General features: G+C 53.8%; 12 protein-coding genes, 4 tRNA genes and 2 pseudogenes. 9 read left to right on the forward strand and 9 right to left on the reverse strand.

Features of this window, described 5'->3' with window-relative positions:
- Positions 1–4 precede the first annotated feature (4 nt).
- The 3 genes and pseudogenes from amiB to nnr form a co-directional block, all read right to left on the reverse strand.
- On the reverse strand, positions 5–1,672 hold the full coding sequence (amiB, locus tag VRC33_RS19990) for an N-acetylmuramoyl-L-alanine amidase AmiB (protein WP_338558736.1): 1,668 nt from the start codon (positions 1,670–1,672) through the stop codon (positions 5–7).
- The gene (gene tsaE, locus VRC33_RS19995) at positions 1,669–2,145 is read right to left on the reverse strand and encodes a tRNA (adenosine(37)-N6)-threonylcarbamoyltransferase complex ATPase subunit type 1 TsaE (protein ID WP_338558738.1); all 477 of its coding nucleotides are present in this window, start codon (positions 2,143–2,145) and stop codon (positions 1,669–1,671) included. Before tsaE ends, amiB begins: the two co-directional genes overlap by 4 nt.
- A pseudogene (gene nnr, locus VRC33_RS20000) lies at positions 2,142–3,664 on the reverse strand (bifunctional ADP-dependent NAD(P)H-hydrate dehydratase/NAD(P)H-hydrate epimerase). Before nnr ends, tsaE begins: the two are co-directional and overlap by 4 nt.
- On the opposite strand from nnr, the pseudogene queG reads away from it, so the two are divergent.
- A pseudogene (gene queG / locus VRC33_RS20005) lies at positions 3,663–4,798 on the forward strand (tRNA epoxyqueuosine(34) reductase QueG). The pseudogenes nnr and queG overlap by 2 nt on opposite strands.
- A 314-nt stretch (positions 4,799–5,112) precedes the next feature.
- Here queG and VRC33_RS20010 read toward each other — a convergent pair.
- Positions 5,113–5,188: transfer RNA gene (locus tag VRC33_RS20010), tRNA-Gly, on the reverse strand.
- Positions 5,189–5,991: 803 nt separating this feature from the next.
- Here VRC33_RS20010 and VRC33_RS20015 point away from each other — a divergent pair.
- Positions 5,992–6,444: a winged helix-turn-helix domain-containing protein gene (locus tag VRC33_RS20015; RefSeq protein WP_338558740.1), complete on the forward strand. Its 453-nt coding sequence runs from the start codon at positions 5,992–5,994 to the stop codon at positions 6,442–6,444.
- Positions 6,445–6,826: 382 nt separating this feature from the next.
- Here VRC33_RS20015 and VRC33_RS20020 read toward each other — a convergent pair.
- The 4 genes from VRC33_RS20020 to orn form a co-directional block, all read right to left on the reverse strand.
- A tRNA-Gly gene (locus VRC33_RS20020) sits at positions 6,827–6,902 on the reverse strand.
- Between the two features lie 32 nt (positions 6,903–6,934).
- Positions 6,935–7,010: transfer RNA gene (locus VRC33_RS20025), tRNA-Gly, on the reverse strand.
- A gap of 31 nt (positions 7,011–7,041) precedes the next feature.
- A tRNA-Gly gene (locus VRC33_RS20030) sits at positions 7,042–7,117 on the reverse strand.
- A 235-nt stretch (positions 7,118–7,352) separates the two neighbouring features.
- Positions 7,353–7,898, reverse strand: a complete 546-nt coding sequence (gene orn / locus VRC33_RS20035) for an oligoribonuclease (RefSeq protein WP_338558742.1) — start codon at positions 7,896–7,898, stop codon at positions 7,353–7,355.
- A gap of 95 nt (positions 7,899–7,993) precedes the next feature.
- On the opposite strand from orn, the gene rsgA reads away from it, so the two are divergent.
- The 3 genes from rsgA (at position 7,994) to mscM (ending at position 13,407) form a co-directional block, all read left to right on the forward strand.
- Entirely contained in the window at positions 7,994–9,052 is a 1,059-nt protein-coding gene (gene rsgA / locus VRC33_RS20040) for a small ribosomal subunit biogenesis GTPase RsgA (RefSeq protein WP_338558744.1), read from the forward strand.
- 107 nt (positions 9,053–9,159) lie between these two features.
- Positions 9,160–10,059 carry an archaetidylserine decarboxylase gene (gene asd / locus VRC33_RS20045; RefSeq protein WP_338558746.1) on the forward strand — a complete coding sequence of 300 codons (900 nt, stop codon included), beginning with the start codon at positions 9,160–9,162 and terminating at the stop codon, positions 10,057–10,059.
- A gap of 9 nt (positions 10,060–10,068) precedes the next feature.
- Positions 10,069–13,407, forward strand: coding sequence for a miniconductance mechanosensitive channel MscM (gene mscM / locus VRC33_RS20050; protein ID WP_338558748.1), 3,339 nt, complete (start codon positions 10,069–10,071; stop codon positions 13,405–13,407).
- 34 nt (positions 13,408–13,441) lie between these two features.
- Here mscM and epmA read toward each other — a convergent pair whose 3' ends face one another.
- The gene (gene epmA / locus VRC33_RS20055) at positions 13,442–14,419 is read right to left on the reverse strand and encodes an elongation factor P--(R)-beta-lysine ligase (RefSeq protein WP_338558750.1); all 978 of its coding nucleotides are present in this window, start codon (positions 14,417–14,419) and stop codon (positions 13,442–13,444) included.
- A gap of 279 nt (positions 14,420–14,698) precedes the next feature.
- On the opposite strand from epmA, the gene frdA reads away from it, so the two are divergent.
- Genes frdA through frdD form a run of 4 tightly spaced genes read left to right on the forward strand, consistent with a single transcriptional unit; the run spans position 14,699 to position 17,970 of the window.
- Positions 14,699–16,480 (forward strand): fumarate reductase (quinol) flavoprotein subunit, encoded by a 1,782-nt coding sequence (gene frdA, locus VRC33_RS20060; RefSeq protein ID WP_338558752.1) that lies wholly within the window; start codon positions 14,699–14,701, stop codon positions 16,478–16,480.
- Positions 16,473–17,207, forward strand: a complete 735-nt coding sequence (locus VRC33_RS20065) for a succinate dehydrogenase/fumarate reductase iron-sulfur subunit (RefSeq protein ID WP_338558754.1) — start codon at positions 16,473–16,475, stop codon at positions 17,205–17,207. Before frdA ends, VRC33_RS20065 begins: the two co-directional genes overlap by 8 nt.
- Before the next feature lie 11 nt (positions 17,208–17,218).
- Positions 17,219–17,623 carry a fumarate reductase subunit FrdC gene (frdC, locus tag VRC33_RS20070; protein WP_338558758.1) on the forward strand — a complete coding sequence of 135 codons (405 nt, stop codon included), beginning with the start codon at positions 17,219–17,221 and terminating at the stop codon, positions 17,621–17,623.
- Positions 17,620–17,970 (forward strand): fumarate reductase subunit FrdD, encoded by a 351-nt coding sequence (frdD, locus tag VRC33_RS20075; RefSeq protein ID WP_338558760.1) that lies wholly within the window; start codon positions 17,620–17,622, stop codon positions 17,968–17,970. The genes frdC and frdD overlap by 4 nt, the downstream gene beginning before the upstream one ends.
- Positions 17,971–18,006: the final 36 nt, after the last annotated feature.

The raw sequence follows: 18,006 nt of genomic DNA on the forward strand, positions 1-18,006 counted from the left end.
TAGTTTAAGAAGCTGGAATGGTCAGCGTCTGTCCAAGCATGACATTTTGCGATCGCATGTTGTTCGCCTGCTGGATGGACTTCGCACTGACACCGTAATGCACTGCAATGGCGGTTAATGAATCACCCCGCACCACTCTGTGTCTGACCGGCTTATTCGCTTTTGCCACGCTGGCAGTCTGGCTACCCGCCGGCACTTTCAGCCTCTGACCGACCCATACAACATCCTTTTTCAGCGTATTCAGCGATCGTAACATCGCCATGCTTACGCCGTAGTGAGCCGCGATGCCGGAAAGCGTCTCTCCCCGCTTTACTACGTGCCGCTGAGTCGCTCCAGTGTATTGCGTCGTGGCCGGGGCCGGATTGGGTTCTACATTAACCGCCGATGCTGACTGCAAGGGGCGGTTTTCCTCCTTTGGGATGGATTGCAGCGGATGCGCCAGGAAGTAGTTGCGGAGTCCTTTGTAAATCGACTCGGCAATCTTCTGCTGGTATGCGCTACTGCCAAGCAGTCGCTCCTCCGAAGGATTACTGATAAAGCCGGTTTCCACCAGCAGGGACGGAATATCTGGTGAGCGCAGAACGCCCAGGCTGGCATGTTCAGGCCGGCGTTTATGCAGCGAACCCACGCGCTGTAACTGCGAGATAACCTTTACTGCCACATCATAGCCTACCCGCTGAGAGTGACCGAATTGCAGATCCAGCACCGCCTGGCTCAGATAAGGGTCGGCCTGGCTGTTAGCCAGCAAATCCCCTGCTCCGCCCAGCAATTCAGACTGTTTTTCATGCTGCTCCAGCCAGCCGGCCATTTCGCTGTTAGCACGACGGTTTGACAGCACCCAGACAGATGCGCCGGAAGCGCTGCGGTTTGGTGCCGCATCAGCATGGATGGAGACCAGAACGTTAGCATTCTGCTTGCGGGCAACGTCTGAGCGCCCCATCACCGAGATAAAGTAGTCGCCATCGCGCGTCATCACCCCTTTAAACATAGGATCGACATTCAGCAACGCTTTCAGTTTACGCGCGATAGCAATAGTGACGTTCTTCTCCTTGAGGCCACCAGCGCCTATGGCACCAGGGTCCTGCCCTCCGTGGCCCGCGTCAATTGCCACAATCACTGATTCATCCACTGAACGGGCTGCACGGCCAGGTGCCGCAACCTCATTACCGCTGCTGACAGCCGTCACCGGATTGCCGCTGAACGGGTTCTCTTTAGGTGCAGAAGAGGAACGGGATGCCGAACTGACTTCCGCCGGACGACGCTGCGCAGCGGTGGCTGCCGGACGCGTACCGTTGATGGTGAACACCACGTTGTAGTTGTTGCCATTACGCTGGGTTACCGCGCGCGTTTTCCCTGACTGGGTCAGTTCAAACACCAGGCGTATACTCTGACTGTCTTTTGGCGTACTTGAGCGAATGCGTTTAACGATGTTTTCACCGCTGAAACTCAAAGGAAGCCCCTGCACCACGCCACTTTGACGAATATCCAGCACTACGCGTTCAGGATTGTGCAACGGGAAAAAACCGTAAACAGGCTGACCGTTGAAGCTTAGCGTCACTGTCGCTTTATCATCCCCGTTCGAAACCTGGATATCAGATAAATTGGCGGCCAGACTGGTAAATGTGGTGAGTAAAAGGGCCAGTATCAAACCAAACTTCATGCGCATCCTCATTGACAACCCTTTTCCATGGCAACCTGCTGAATCATCTTTTCGCCAGCGGCCGAGCAGGCTTTAAGCTCTGCCTGGCGCGCCTTGCCCTGATAGCTCAGGTGCAGTTCAATATCGGGCACCGGCAGGAACCCCGCTCCCTGCTGTGGCCATTCCACCAGACAGACGCTATCCCCGGCAAAATAGTCACGGATACCCATGAACTCAAGCTCTTCAGGATCGGCCAGCCGGTACAGATCGAAATGATAAACCTGACGCTCAGGCAGGAGATAAGGCTCTACCAGCGTGTAAGTCGGGCTTTTTACATTACCCTGATGCCCCAGCGCCTGCAGAAATCCGCGGCTGAAGGTGGTTTTTCCCGCACCCAAATCGCCATAGAGATAGATCATTGCCGTACCTTCACAGGTACGGGCCAGGCTGGCTCCCAGGGTCAGGGTTGCCGCTTCATCGGACAATGCAAATACACAGGTCTTCATTCTTTTCTATTCAGCATCTCAGGATTAACAAACAGATATAGCTCGGAAAACAGATCGGTCGCTAACATGCCTCGCGTGCCATAGCGCACTGAAACGGCTTCGGCGGCGGCACCGTGAGCTACGCATCCGGCACAGGCTGCATCAAACAGTGAAAGCTTCTGACCTGACAATGCGCCAATGATGCCAGAGAGGACATCACCCATGCCGCCAGAAGCCATTCCCGCGTTGCCCACATCGGCAAAGGCTAAATCGCCCGTTTCGCTGGCGATAAGCGTGCCCGCGCCTTTTAATACCACCACGCCACCGTAGCGTTTCACCAGTTCTCTGGCGGAATGTAAGCGGTCACTCTCAATATCGCTGGTCTTGCAGTTTAGCAAGCGGGCGGCTTCACCAGGATGGGGGGTGATAATCCGATTTTGACGTTTATCGGGACTGATTGCCAGCAGGTTAAGCGCATCTGCGTCCCAAAGCATGGGTTTCTGAGAGTTTTCTACCTTTTGCAGCGCTTTCTTGCCCCATTCTCCCTGTCCGAGCCCGGGACCGATCACAATCACATCAGCCCATTCCAGCGCCTGATCGATAGCCTGATTATTCAGTTCCTGCACCATCAACTCGGGGCGTGCCGTCAGTAAGGGCGTAATGTTGTCTTTGTGAGTAAGCACTCGCACCAGACCTGCTCCAGCCCGCAGCGCCGCTTCACCGGTCATGCGGATGGCGCCTGCGGTGCCATGGTCTCCGCCAATGATCACCAGCTTACCATTATCGCCTTTATGCGAGGTCGGTCTGCGTGGCCTGAGCCACCGGGACAACGCAGAAGCGTCGTATCGGGCCATGGGCGCAACCTGTCCCTCAAGCCAGGGATCGAGACTCAGAGCATGGAAATGCAGCTGGCCGGTGTAATCGCGGGCTTTGCCTGTCAGTAATCCTGGCTTTAACGCGATAAACGTCAGGGTATGCTCAGCATTCATTACCGCACCGGGAGCAGTGCCGTTAGCAGCCACTAACCCGGAGGGGATATCTACAGCAAACACGGGAGAGGGGTGCTGGTTGGCTTGATCAATCAGCGCGTCATACGGAGCCCTGGGAGGCTGATTCAGACCCGTCCCCAATAGCGCATCTACGATAACGTCTACCCGATCTGGCCAGGTAAAGGAGGGATCGTGCGGGGCCCCCCTGCAGCCAGCCAGGCTTCTCGTGCCTGCGCAGCTTCTTCAGGTAAGGGCTTACTTCCCTCGCAGGCAATAACGGTGACGGTGAGGCCAGCGGAAAGCGCCAGCCGGGCAACGATAAACCCATCACCGCCATTATTCCCGTGGCCGCAGAGAATTAGCCAATGCTCGCTCTCCGGCCACAAAGTCCGAAGTTTGTTGAACGCGGCTTCCCCCGCCCGCTGCATCAATTCGTACAGCGTCAGCCCCAAGGTATCTGCACCTTCACGCTCCAGCGAGGCCATCGCCTCTACAGGCCAGACAGAATAGGGTAAACTGGTGGGGTTTCTTTGTTTGTTTAGGTTAGTCATGTCGCATCCTCTCGATCTCCATCAACTTGCCCGGGATATTAAACAGTGGGGGCAGGAACTCGGCTTTCAGCAGGTCGGTATCTGTGATACCGATTTAACCCTGGAAGAGCCTCGTCTGCAGGCATGGCTGGACAATCAATACCATGGAGAGATGGAATGGATGGCGCGCCACGGTATGATGCGCGCCCGTCCCCATGAATTACTGCCCGGCACGCTGCGGGTGATCAGCGTACGCATGAATTACCTGCCCGCCAAAGCGGCCTTCGCCAGCACCTTAAAAAATCCTCAGTTAGGCTATGTCAGCCGTTATGCTCTTGGCCGTGATTATCACAAAGTATTACGCAATCGCCTGAAAAAGCTCGGCGACATGATCCGTGAGCGTTGTTCTGAAACGCAATTCCGCCCTTTTGTCGACTCAGCGCCGGTACTGGAAAGACCGCTGGCAGCGAAGGCTGGCCTGGGCTGGACCGGTAAACACTCTTTGATCCTGAACCGTGAAGCTGGATCATGGTTTTTTCTGGGGGAGTTACTGATCGATCTTCCACTGCCGGTTGATAAACCGCAGGAAGAGCAGTGTGGACGTTGTGTCGCCTGTCTGACCATCTGCCCCACCGGCGCAATTGTAGAGCCATACAAAGTAGATGCCAGACGCTGTATCTCTTATCTGACCATCGAATTGGAGGGTGCAATTCCCGAGGAGTTCCGCCCGCTTATCGGCAACAGGATCTACGGCTGCGATGATTGTCAGCTGATCTGCCCCTGGAACCGCTATGGTCAGTTGACTGATGAAGAAGACTTCAGCCCGCGCGCGGTACTCCATGCCCCCCTCTCAGCGAGCTGTTTGGCTGGGATGAAGCCAAATTTCTACGGATAACTGAGGGTTCAGCCATCCGACGAATCGGCCATCTCCGCTGGCTACGCAACATTGCAGTTGCCCTGGGCAATGCCCCCTGGTCTGAAGAGAATGTGGCCGCGCTAAACGCCCGTCAGGGAGAGAATGCCATGCTGGATGAGCATATCAGCTGGGCAATGACCAGACAGCTTGCAAAAAGAAGCGAAAATGCGATTGAAATACAGGGGCAGCAGAAAAGACTGGTGAGGGCAGTAGAAAAAGGATTACCACGCGATGCATAAATGAACAAACAGCGCTTTTTTGCCCGTGAGAAAGGTTGTCCACATGCTGTGCATAAAATTAAAAAATTGTTGTCATTCAAGTGTCACAGAAAGCGCAAGCGATCAGGATAACATTTTGAAATATTAATATTTTCAATAATAACAACAAGATACCAAAAAGACCTGAGATTTTTCGCAGTCTATGCAAAGCAGAAACGGATCCTGGGCTTGTGGATAACTCTGTTAAAGAACTTTTGAGGAGGGCGAATAAAACCATAGCGCATGAAACCCGGCGCTGTGGATAAAAAACCCTGAAAGTGAGAAAAATTATTATCTGGAGCGGGAAACGAGACTCGAACTCGCGACCCCGACCTTGGCAAGGTCGTGCTCTACCAACTGAGCTATTCCCGCCTGGATATTTCTGCCTGTACTCAACCACCTTAAAAAATCGCACTTGCTGTAAGTTGTTGATTTTAAAGGTTATATCGGTGAACTCATTCGACAGGGAGTTGATTATGGACTCTTCACTACAGGATCACAAGATCTTTTTCAGGATCCCGGAAGAAAGCCTGTCCTGAAACTCGGGAAAACAGTGACTTACCGGACAAACCGGGATCTCAGGTTCTAAGGCAGCCTTAACAGCAGAGTTTTATCTTTCCCGGCGATATTCTGAACTTAACCCCTTTGTCAGCACCAGAGTTAACCCGTCGTTTATACAAAAGCCAGTGGCTGACTGGATAGCCCTTTCAGGATAAACTCGAAATTGTGCGGACAACCTCTGAGTTAAAAAATGAAGCTCAGGAAATTTAATCTTAAGTTATCCCCTCATTCTTCCCGCCACGCGGCGAAACCTCTGAGTTAAACTTAATTAAGGGATTTATCCTTAACGTTTCAGAGGATCCTACCGATAATGTCTGATGACAGTACGCCAGGAGAAAGCCACTTAAGGTAAATGCTCTTAACCTGAATGACTTAAAAGAAAAGGGTGTGTCCAGAGAGCGATAGGCTTCCTTTAACCCAATAACGACCAGTTATTTTAAGCAAGACTGCCTGAATTTAATTGCGTCAAAAGAAAATGAAGTGACAGCGTGCCCCTGCAATCTATAAGTTTTATTAAACCAGGGGCCGGTGTGGCAGGTGAATGAATAAGGCTATCACAGAAATATCGTAAGAAAATCTCGCCCTGTCAGGTTGTACAAAGGAGAATTAACGTCATGGAAAACAACAGGAATTTCCGATACCGCATTAACAATGTTGTGGATTTTCTTCCAGAACAAAACAAACTGATTTCTTGCGAGACAAAAAGGGAATACAGCATGTATGGCACTGCTTCTCGTTGTCTTGACCTTTTTATTACACATTCTGACAATATTGTGACCCATAAACTTCTTTATGAAGCAGGCTGGGAAAATCAGGGGAAAGATGTTACCCCAAATACCCTTTATCAGACTATTTCTGAGCTGCGTAAACAGTTGAATAAAGCTGGTATTAAGCAGAATATCATTCAAACTTACCCGCGCAGGGGTTGGGGAATATTTGAGGGGACCGAGATTAAAAAGATTCAGATATCCCCGCAAGAAAAAAATGAATTTCCAATCACGCCTGCAGAACCGCATCCCTTCATAAAACTCTACCGGAGACTCAGCCAATTCTTTCTTAAGAACTAGCGCATACACTCATGTCCCTGCAATGTCTGTGATATCTGCGTTGTCTGTGATGCCTGAGAGGAGTTTGCCGGCGAAACCTTCCGGGTCACCCGGCTTAGTGAAGGGCTAAAGGCTCTTCATATTCATCATACTTTGACAACCCGTGGAACAAATTGATCGAAGCATGGGCTCAGCTTGCCAGGAGGAAAGGCACTAAGAACGGACCAGGAGCGCAAACTTGCTATAGGGGGCGGTAATAAGATCGGATCACGAGCGTAAAATTTTTACAGGGTAACGGCAGTAAGATCGGACCACGAGCGTAAACTTTCTACAGGGGATGGCACTACGAAAAGGGAGAGATTTGGGGTCTGATGGTACCAGGAGCATGCCTGGAACCAGAATCTGGAGCGGGAAACGAGACTCGAACTCGCGACCCCGACCTTGGCAAGGTCGTGCTCTACCAACTGAGCTATTCCCGCTTGGGTAACTGGTTTACTACGGTAAATCGATTTGGAGCGGGAAACGAGACTCGAACTCGCGACCCCGACCTTGGCAAGGTCGTGCTCTACCAACTGAGCTATTCCCGCTTGGGTACTGGTTTACTACGGTAAATCGATTTGGAGCGGGAAACGAGACTCGAACTCGCGACCCCGACCTTGGCAAGGTCGTGCTCTACCAACTGAGCTATTCCCGCTCTGCGTAACGAGTAAAAAGTCTCTCGGTACGGGGTGCGCATTATACGAGAAATGAAATCTGCTGCAAGACTGTAGAGATAAAAACTTGCGGTTTCTTATCCGACTGCTGATTAAATCGGCAAAATGACAATTTAATCAGCAGTTCAACGCCAGCAGGCCTGAGCCAGGTCATTTCATCAACGGCAACCGACCTCACAGCTCAACAACATTGACCGGACGCGCTTCGCTTAGCGCTTAAAGCTGGATGAAGTGCTCACGGTAATAAGCCAGTTCGGCTACGGATTCGCGAATATCATCCATCGCCTGATGAGTGCCCTGCTTTTTAAAGCCGGGTAAAATTCCGGGCTTCCAGCGGCGCGCCAGCTCTTTCAGGGTGCTGACATCCAGGTAACGATAGTGGAAGTAAGCTTCCAGTTCCGGCATGTATTTGAACAGGAAACGGCGATCCTGCCCGATACTGTTGCCGCAAATTGGCGAGCTGTTAGCGGGTACCCACTCTTTGAGGAACTCAATGGTAGCCAGTTCTGCCGCACGGTCGTCATACTGGCTGGCTTTCACCCGCTCCACCAGGCCGCTGTTGGTGTGCGTATTCACATTCCAGTCATCCATCAGCGCCAGCTGCGCATCACTTTGATGCACCGCAAACACCGGCCCTTCCGCCAGTATATTAAGATCGGCATCGGTCACCAGGGTGGCGATTTCGATAATACGATCCTGCTCCGGGTCCAGCCCGGTCATTTCAAGGTCAATCCAAATCAGGTTATTGGCATTTGCAGTCATAGGGATTCTCGCCGTGGCTTATATCATCAAACATTAGGGTGTATCATAAACGTTTTGCCCTGTCAGGGCGAAGCCTGCCAACCGTGTGAGGAAGAGTGAGTAAAAACAAACTGTCCAAAGGTCAGCAACGTCGCGTCAGTGCCAATCACGACCGCCGTCTTAAACGAGCGGATAAGCCAGAACCCGACGACAGCCTGTTTGGCGATGTGCGTGATGGCATAGTGATCAGCCGTTTTGGTATGCACGCCGATGTGGAAGATGCGGATGGTTCAGTGCACCGCTGTAATATCCGCCGTACCATTCGCTCACTGGTCACTGGTGACCGGGTGCGCTGGCGTCCGGGCGTGGAAGGCGGAGCAACCGTTAAAGGCATCGTCGAAGCTGTCCATGAGCGGACGTCGGTGCTGACTCGCCCGGATTTCTACGATGGCGTTAAGCCGATCGCCGCCAATATCAATCAGATTGTGGTGGTTTCCGCAATCCTGCCTGAGTTGTCGCTAAATATCATCGACCGTTATCTGGTTGCCTGTGAAACGCTGGACGTTGAACCTCTGCTGGTGCTCAACAAAACGGATTTGCTGGATGAGGAAGGCCGTAAGTTCGTTGACGAGCAGATGGATATCTATCGCAAAATTGGGTACGGCGTGCTGATGGTTTCAAGCCATCAAAAAAACGGACTCGAAGAGCTCGAAACCGCCCTGACGGGTCGTATCAGTATTTTTGCCGGGCAATCTGGCGTCGGCAAATCCAGCTTACTCAACGCCCTGCTGGGGCTGGAACTCAGTGCGGGTGAAATCCTTACCAACGACGTCTCTGACGTTTCCGGGCTGGGACAACACACCACTACCGCTTCCCGTCTGTATCATTTCCCACACGGCGGTGATGTCATTGACTCCCCCGGCGTCCGGGAATTCGGTTTATGGCATCTTGAGCCGGAACAAATCACCCGGGGATTTGTCGAATTCCGTGAGTTTTTAGGTTACTGCAAATTCCGCGATTGCAAACACGGTACCGATCCGGGGTGCGCAATCCGCGAAGCTGTTGAAAAGGGTGAAATCGATGAAGCACGCTTTGACAGCTACCACCGTATTCTGGACAGCATGTCTGATATGCAATTGAAAACACGGCGTAGTTTTTCAGAAAACAGTGACTGATATTGGCCTGCCCGGTCATCCCGGGCAGGCAACATAGCCTAATCACCAGGGCACTGTTACAATCCGCCCCCGTTTCTCTATTTGTCTGATCAAGCCAGGAGGCTACTGTGTTGGATCGTCTTAAACTCGGCCTGAATACTATATTGCCTAAAAAAGGCCTGACTGAACTGGCTGGCTGGGGCGCAGGCAAGCGCGCAGGCTGGTTGACCAAAGCTGTTATCGACACCTTCGTCTGGTTCTATAAAGTTGACATGAACGAGGCGCAGAAACCGGATACGGCGACCTACCGCACTTTTAATGACTTTTTTGTTCGTCCATTAAAGGATGAAGCCCGCCCGATCGAAACCGATCCCAATCTGCTGGTATTGCCTGCCGATGGCGCAATCAGTCAGTTGGGACATATTGAAGGCGACCAGATTTTTCAGGCTAAAGGCCATACTTACTCGTTGGAAGCGCTGCTCGCTGGCAACGCGGCCATGACAGAGATGTTCCTTGATGGGGAGTTTGTCACCACTTACCTCGCTCCAAGGGATTATCACCGCGTCCATATGCCGTGTAATGGCATCCTGCGCGAGATGATTTATGTGCCGGGCGATCTCTACTCCGTTAACCCGCTGACCGCGCAGAACATCCCTAATCTGTTTGCCCGTAACGAGCGCGTGATTTGCCTGTTCGATACTGAATTTGGCCCTATGGCACAGATTCTGGTCGGTGCCACCATCGTAGGCAGCATCGAAACGGTCTGGGCCGGGACAATCACGCCACCACGCGAAGGCGTGATCAAACGCTGGAGCTGGCCAGGTGCAGAGGAAGAAGGTTCCGTCGTGCTGCTCAAAGGCCAGGAAATGGGTCGTTTCAAGCTTGGTTCCACAGTGATCAACCTGTTTGCCAGGGACAGAGTCAAACTGGCAGAGAGCCTGACGCCAGAAACCAAAACGCGCCTGGGCCAGACGCTTGCCATTGCACTGCAGAAAACCAGTGCAGAAGAAGTTTTACACCACCCATAGCAGATACGCATGTTACGCCTGATTCTTACTGTTTTGTTAGGCTGGGTTCTTCTCCAGCCGCCCGCCTGGGCCGCCAGCGCACCCGACTCCGCACAAATCAAGCAGCAGCTTGATGAGGCGAAGTCAGACAAAAATACGCCGAATCAGGCGGAAACTGTGGATGCCCTGACGTCCACACTGAACTGGCTGGATGAGAGGCAAAAATCTCTGGCCAATTCAGATGACTATCAGCAGGTGATTGACGGTTTCCCCAAACTCTCCCGCGATCTCCGCCAGCAGATCGTGGCGCTGGCCGATAATCCGAAAACCCCAGGCAATACCCTGACAGCTGCCGAGCTTGATCAGGAGATCCTGCAGGTCAGCAGTCAGCTACTGGAAGAAGGCCGTCTCGCTCAGCAGGAGCAGGATCGCGCCAGGGAGATTAGTGATTCTCTGGCGCAACTGCCACAGCAGCAGACGGAAGCTCGCCGGGCGTTAAACGAGATTGAGCGCCGCCTGCAGGGACAACCCTCCGCCACCACGCCGTTAGCTCAGGCCCAGCTTGCTGCCCGCCAGGCCGAATCGGCGGCGCAAAAAGCCAAAGTTGACGAGCTGGAACTGGCGCAACTCTCGGCCAACAATCGCCAGGAGCTGGCGCGTATGCGCAGTGAGCTGCATCAGCGTAAAGCCTCCCAGCTTGATACTTATCTGCAGGATTTACGTAATCAGCTCAACAACCGCCGACAGCGTGAAGCAGAGCTGGCGCTGGAACGGACGGAACAACTGGCAGAAAACAGCGGTGATTTGCCAGAAAATATCAGTAAACAGTTTCGCGTTAACCGTGAACTCTCTAACGATCTGAACCAGCAGGCTCAGCGCATGGATCTGGTTGCCTCGCAGCAGCGCACGGCCACCAATCAGACAATTCAGGTTCGTCAGGCGTTGAGTACCATTCGCGAGCAGTCGCAATGGCTCGGCGTCTCCAACGTTCTGGGTGAAGCGTTGCGGGCACAAGTTGCCCGCCTGCCGGATATGCCTAAACCGCAGCAGCTTGATAATGAGATGGGCGAACTGCGCGTTCAGCGTCTGCATTATGAAGATCTGATCGAGCGCCAGCAGCAACTGCGTCAGATCAAACAGGATGATGGCAGCCCACTGACAGCTGCGCAAAAACGTATTCTCGATGCGCAAATCAAAACCCAGCGCGAACTGATTGGCTCGCTGCTCTCAGGCTGTGACAACCTGATTCTGGAAGTCACCAAACTGAAAGTGGCTAACGGTCAGCTGGAAGATGCACTGAACGAGGTGAAAGAAGCGACGCACCGTTATCTGTTCTGGACTGCGGACGTCAACGCCCTGAGCCTGAACTTCCCGTTCGATCTGGCGCGGGATCTTAAAAGTCTGCTGTCACTGGATACGCTGGGGCAGCTGGGTGGCGCGATGGTGATGATGTTCACCAGCAGGGAAACCGTCATTCCGATTATTGCTGCCGTGCTGCTGGTCGGCTTCAGTCTGAGTTCACGCCGCCACTACCGCGATTTCATGAGCCGTTCGGCCAGTAAAGTGGGCAAAGTCACGCAGGATCGCTTTGGTCTGACAATGCGCACGGTATTCTGGTCAATTCTGGTTGCCCTGCCGCTACCGGTGCTGTGGATGGCGCTGGGTTATGGCCTGCAACATGCCTGGCCTTATCCCATTGCGGTAGCGATTGGCGATGGTGTGACCGCCACGGTGCCGTTGCTTTGGGCCTTTATGATCAGTGCGGCTTTTGCCCAATCGCAGGGGTTGTTCATCGTTCACTTCCGTTGGCCACAGGCTCGTGTGGCCCGAGCTATGCGCTTCTATACGCTCTGTATCGGTCTGGTCGTGCCGCTGATCATGTTGCTGATAAGCTTTGATAACCTTGATGACCGGCAGTTCTCCTCCACGCTGGGGCGGCTCTGTTTTATCCTGATTTGTGGGGCATTGAGCCTGGTTACCGTAAGCCTGAAGCGCGCGGGAATACCCTTGCACCTCGATAAAGAAGGCAATGGCGAAAACCTGATCAATACCCTGCTGTGGAATCTGATGATCTGCATTCCGCTGTTCGCGGCGCTGGCCTCGTGCATTGGCTATCTGGCTACTGCCCAGGCACTGCTGGCAAGGCTGGAAACCTCCGTAGCTATCTGGTTCCTGCTGCTGGTGATTTACCATATTATTCGCCGCTGGATGCTGATTCAGCGGCGGCGCATTGCTTTTGATCGGGCCCGAAACCGCCGCGCAGAAATTCTTGCTCAGCGCGCCAAAGGCGAAGAGGACGCTGTTGCTCCTCAGAGCAACTCCGACACGCTGGAAGTGGAAGAGCCGGTTATCGATCTGGATGCTATCAGCGCCCAGTCACTGCGGCTGGTTCGCTCGATTCTGACGCTGATCGCCTTCATCTCGGTCATTGTTCTGTGGTCTGAAATTCATTCGGCGTTTGGTTTTTTGGAAAACATCCGGTTGTGGGATGCCAGCACCTCGGTACAGGGCGTAGAGAGTCTTCAACCCATCACCTTAGGGGCCGTGCTGATAGCCATTCTGGTCCTGATCATTACCACCCAACTGGTGCGTAATATGCCTGCCCTGCTGGAGCTGGCCCTGCTGCAACACCTGAATCTTACGCCCGGAACCGGTTATGCCATTACCACCCTGACCAAATACATTTTGATTCTGGTGGGCGGACTGGCCGGATTTTCAATGATTGGGGTCGACTGGTCAAAACTGCAATGGCTGGTCGCCGCATTGGGTGTAGGGCTGGGGTTTGGTTTGCAGGAAATCTTCGCCAACTTTATTTCTGGTCTGATTATTCTTTTTGAGAAGCCGATCCGCATTGGCGATACCGTGACGATCCGTGATTTGACCGGTAGCATCACCAAAATCAATACACGCGCCACCACCATTACCGACTGGGACCGCAAAGAGATTATTGTCCCTAACAAGGCCTTTATCACCGAACAGTTTATCAACTGGTCGCTGTCGGATTCGGTTACCCGCGTGGTGCTGACGATCCCGGCGTCTGCTGAAGCAAACAGTGAAGAGGTGACTAATGTGCTGCTGACGGCGGCGAAACGCTGCCAGTACGTGCTGGAAACCCCGCCGCCGGAAGCCTATCTGGTTGACCTGCAACAGGGTATTCAGCTGTTTGAGTTGCGTATTCATGCTGCAGAGATGGGGCACCGCATGCCACTGCGGCATGAGTTACATCAGCTGATTCTGCGGGGATATCAGGAACACGGGCTGGAGATGCCTTTCCCACCGTTCCAGGTGCGAATGGAGACTATCGGGCGTAAAACGCCGACCCAGAATGGCGCCCCGGCGGCAAGAACTTACAAAGCGGGTGGGTTGTAATATCAAAGGGGCGGCGTGATGCCGCCCCGGCAAATCAGCAACGGTCCACTGAAAATGCAATGACTTCGCTGAGCGATTCCGCCTTCAGCGCCAGCATCACGATGCGATCCACGCCTAACGCCACGCCGGAGCAGTCCGGCATACCATGTGCGAGCGCATCCAGCAGATTGGTATCAATCGGCTGCTGAGGCAGGCCACGGGCCGCACGCTTACGGTTATCCTGATCAAAACGTTGACGCTGCTCGCGGCTGTCTGTGAGCTCGCGGAAACCGTTCGCCAGCTCTATGCCTCTGAAGTAAACCTCAAAGCGCTCTGCAACGCGGTGATCTTCAGTGCTGATCTCCGCCAGAGCAGCCTGACTGGCCGGGAAGTGGTAAACGAAAGCGGGTTTATCTTTGCCGATTTGCGGCTCAACACCCATCACGAACAGCAGCTGCAACAGCGTGTCACGATCTTCTTCACGGTTAGCCAGATCGCCAACCCCCAACTTCTCCGCCACTTCCCGTAGCTGGGTTTTATCAGCAGACAGCGGATCGATCTCCAGATGACGCAGGAAAGCCTGCTGATAGGAAAGCGTTTCGGCAGGCGCGCATTCCAGCACCTGCTGTAGCAGATCGTCCACCTCATTCATCAGCCGGTACATATCGTAATGGGGACGATACCATTCCAGCATGGTGAATTCAGGATTGTGATGACGCCCCGCCTCTTCATTACGGAAGCTTCGGCAAAGCTGGAAAATCGGTCCACTGCCTGCCGCCAGCAGGCGCTTCATATGGTATTCCGGGCTGGTCATCAGGTAGAGATCGAGCCCCTGAGCCGCACCTGGCCCGACGAAGCGGGTCTGGAAAGGAAACAGATGGATATCGGTCACCGTGGCCTGGCTCATCGCCGGGGTTTCAACTTCCAATACCCCACGATCGGCGAAAAACCGCCGAATCTCAGCCATAATCGCCGCACGCTTCAACAAATTAGTAATGGGTGCGCTCGGCAGCCAGCTGGCCGTATCGCTCATGTTTTCAACTCCTCATCAGACAGGGTGAAGCAGTCTACCCGTACAGACAGTAACAAACAAATATGTGCCAGAAAATTCCTGTACGGGCCAAACAGGCCGCAGTGGAGACTCATATTCTTAATCAGATCCTTCGCTGCAAACGCGCATTTTCTGATTCTTTCTTAAGCAAATGCCTGCGCATATCAATTTTACCGGCGGTGGGCAGTTTTATACTGATAGCCCTGTGAAAAGTGGGGTTTTACCCATTTTTCACTCTGACCCACTGACAGGGAGAATACTGTGCAAACCTTTACTGCCGATCTGGTCATCGTCGGCGCTGGCGGGGCTGGCCTTCGTGCCGCCATTGCCGCCGCCGAAGCGAATCCCACCCTTTCCATCGCACTTGTCTCTAAAGTCTATCCCATGCGTAGCCATACCGTGGCCGCTGAAGGCGGTTCTGCCGCCGTCACCCAATCCCATGACAGCTTCGATCTGCATTTTCAGGATACCGTTTCCGGCGGTGACTGGCTTTGTGAACAGGATGTGGTCGACTATTTTGTTGAGCACTGCCCCCGTGAAATGACTCAGCTTGAACTGTGGGGCTGCCCGTGGAGCCGGCGTGAAGATGGCTCGGTAAACGTTCGCCGCTTTGGCGGCATGAAAATTGAACGAACCTGGTTTGCCGCTGATAAAACCGGCTTTCATATGCTGCACACCCTGTTTCAGACCTCGCTGAAATACCCGCAAATCCAGCGCTTCGACGAACATTTCGTTCTGGATCTGCTGGTAGATGAAGGTGAAGCGCGTGGCCTGGTAGCGATGAATATGATGGAAGGGACACTGGTGCAGATTCATGCCGGTGCCGTGGTGCTGGCTACGGGCGGTGCCGCCAGAGTTTATCGCTATAACACCAATGGCGGGATCGTGACCGGCGATGGCATGGGCATGGCGCTTCGCCACGGTGTCCCACTGCGCGATATGGAGTTTGTACAATATCACCCCACCGGCTTGCCAGGGTCAGGGATCCTGATGACGGAGGGATGCCGGGGAGAAGGTGGCATCATGGTCAACAAGGATGGCTATCGCTATCTGCAGGACTACGGCATGGGGCCGGAAACGCCGCTGGGCCAGCCGAAGAATAAATATATGGAGCTGGGGCCGCGCGACAAAGTCTCCCAGGCTTTCTGGCATGAATGGCGCAAAGGCAAAACCATAGCCACGCCGCGCGGGGATGTGGTGCATCTGGATCTCCGGCATCTGGGCGAGAAGAAACTGCATGAAAGGTTGCCGTTTATCTGCGAACTCAGCAAAGCTTATATCGGTGTGGATCCAGCACAGGCCCCGATACCGGTCAGGCCTACCGCCCATTACACTATGGGAGGAATAGAAACGGATGCGCAATGCGAAACCCGTATCGCCGGGCTCTTTGCCGTAGGCGAGTGCTCTTCCGTGGGTCTGCACGGTGCCAACCGGCTTGGCTCTAACTCCCTGGCTGAGCTGGCGGTCTTTGGCCGGCTGGCGGGTGAAAAGGCGGCTGCTCATGCTCTGCAAAGCCATAAAAAACCTGTAGGCCCGCTTGATGCTCAGGCCCGTGACTGCGAAAAACGGCTGCTGGGGCTGATTAATCAGCAGGGCAAAGAAACCTGGTCCGGGCTGCGCGATGAGATGGGTCTGGCAATGGAAGAGGGCTGCGGCATATATCGTACGCCAGAGTTGATGCAAAAGACCCTCGACAAACTCTCAGAGTTGCAGGAGCGCTTTAAACAGGTACGCATCACCGACACCTCCAGCGTATTTAACACGCAGTTACTCTACAGCATTGAGCTGGGCCACGGTCTGAACGTGGCGGAATGCATGGCCCACGCGGCCTTTCAGCGCAAAGAGTCACGGGGTGCACATCAACGCCTTGACGAAGGCTGCACAGAACGCAACGACGACCGTTTCCTCAAGCATTCACTGAGCTTCTACAATCCTGGCGGGGCGCCTGACATAGCCTGGGATGAGGTGAAAATCACCCGTCTGCCACCGGCTAAGCGGGTCTACGGTGGGGAAGCCGAAAATAAGGAGACCCCTCATGAGTGAGCTTGCCCGCTGTAAAATTAACATCCAGCGCTATAACCCTGAAACCGACATGCTGCCGCGTAATGAAACCTTTGAGGTGCCCTGGGACGAGCAGACTTCACTGCTGGATGCGTTGGGGTTCATCAAGGATAACCTGGCTTACGACCTCTCCTTCCGCTGGTCCTGCCGGATGGCGATATGCGGATCCTGCGGCATGATGGTCAATGGCGTACCTAAGCTTGCCTGTAAAACCTTTTTGCGCAATTACCCTGATGGCCTCCATGTGCAACCTCTGGCGCATTTCCCGATAGAGCGCGACCTGATTGTTGATATGAGCCGGTTTATTGAGAGTCTGGAAGCGATAAAACCCTGGATTATTGGCAACTCGCGAACGGCCGATCGGGGCCCGCACAGGCAAACGCCTGCCCAGATGGCGAAGTATCACCAGTTCTCCGGCTGTATCAACTGCGGCCTGTGTTATGCCGCCTGCCCACAGTTTGGCCTGAATCCGGAATTTATCGGCCCGGCTGCAATCACCCTTGCCCACCGCTATAACCTGGACAACCGCGATAAAGGCAAAGCCCAGCGTATGCCACAACTCAACGGTGATAATGGCGTCTGGCCCTGCACCTTTGTCGGTTTCTGCTCTGAAGTTTGTCCAAAGCATGTCGACCCGGCTGCCGCCATTCAGCAGAGCAAAGTGGCAAGCGCGAAAGACTTTATGATTGCCACCCTCAGACCGCAATAAGGAGCCGCCTGATGACCACGAAACGGAAACCTTATCTTCAACCGATCCCTGCTAACTGGTGGCAGAAGTCGGGCTTTTATCGCTTTTACATGCTGCGCGAAGCCACGTCGATCCCTGCCCTGTGGTTCAGTCTGGAGATGATCTATGGGCTGTTTGCGTTGAAAAATGGCGAGCAAAGCTGGCTGGCGTTTGTCACCCTGCTGCAACAGCCCGTTATGCTGCTGATCAATGCAGTGGCCCTGGCCGCCGCGTTATTGCACAGCAAAACCTGGTTTGATTTGGCACCTAAAGCCCAGATCATCGTGCTGGGGGGTAAAAAAATGTCGCCCACGCCAATTGTCAGAGGCCTGTGGGTGGTTATGGTGCTGGTCAGCCTGATCCTGCTGAGCTGGGCGCTGCTACAGGAGCAACTATGAAAAAGCCAACCACACGTTCAGATGAGCCTCTTTTCTGGGGATTGTTTGGCGCAGGAGGAACCTGGTCAGCCATCTTCTCACCGGCAATGATTTTGCTGGCAGGATTTCTGCTGCCGTTGAGCACAGGAGGCGGGCTGAGCTATCAGCGTATTCTGCACGCTGCACAAACTCTGCCGGGACGTCTGTTCCTGTTTCTGATGATAGTGCTGCCCGTCTGGTGCGCCCTGCACCGCCTCCATCACGGCATGCATGATATCGGCATCCACGTTGCCGCAGGCAAATGGGTCTTCTATGGTCTGGCCACCATTCTTACCGTAGTCACCGCTATCGGCGTGGTAACACTGTAAAATTCAGGCGGCATCCCTGCCGCCTGCGTAAAATCA

Origin of the sequence: Erwinia sp. E_sp_B01_1 (assembly GCF_036865545.1) — a bacterium.
Taxonomy (GTDB): domain Bacteria; phylum Pseudomonadota; class Gammaproteobacteria; order Enterobacterales; family Enterobacteriaceae; genus Erwinia.

Bases quoted from the DNA above. Each gene is read 5' to 3' on its own strand.
- orn (WP_338558742.1), bottom strand. From the start codon at position 7,898: ATGACTGCAAATGCCAATAACCTGATTTGGATTGACCTTGAAATGACC.
- frdD (WP_338558760.1), top strand. From the start codon at position 17,620: ATGAAAAAGCCAACCACACGTTCAGATGAGCCTCTTTTCTGGGGATTG.
- VRC33_RS20065 (WP_338558754.1), top strand. From the start codon at position 16,473: ATGAGTGAGCTTGCCCGCTGTAAAATTAACATCCAGCGCTATAACCCT.
- VRC33_RS20015 (WP_338558740.1), top strand. From the start codon at position 5,992: ATGGAAAACAACAGGAATTTCCGATACCGCATTAACAATGTTGTGGAT.
- epmA (WP_338558750.1), bottom strand. From the start codon at position 14,419: ATGAGCGATACGGCCAGCTGGCTGCCGAGCGCACCCATTACTAATTTG.
- tsaE (WP_338558738.1), bottom strand. From the start codon at position 2,145: ATGAAGACCTGTGTATTTGCATTGTCCGATGAAGCGGCAACCCTGACC.
- mscM (WP_338558748.1), top strand. From the start codon at position 10,069: ATGTTACGCCTGATTCTTACTGTTTTGTTAGGCTGGGTTCTTCTCCAG.
- frdC (WP_338558758.1), top strand. From the start codon at position 17,219: ATGACCACGAAACGGAAACCTTATCTTCAACCGATCCCTGCTAACTGG.
- amiB (WP_338558736.1), bottom strand. From the start codon at position 1,672: ATGAGGATGCGCATGAAGTTTGGTTTGATACTGGCCCTTTTACTCACC.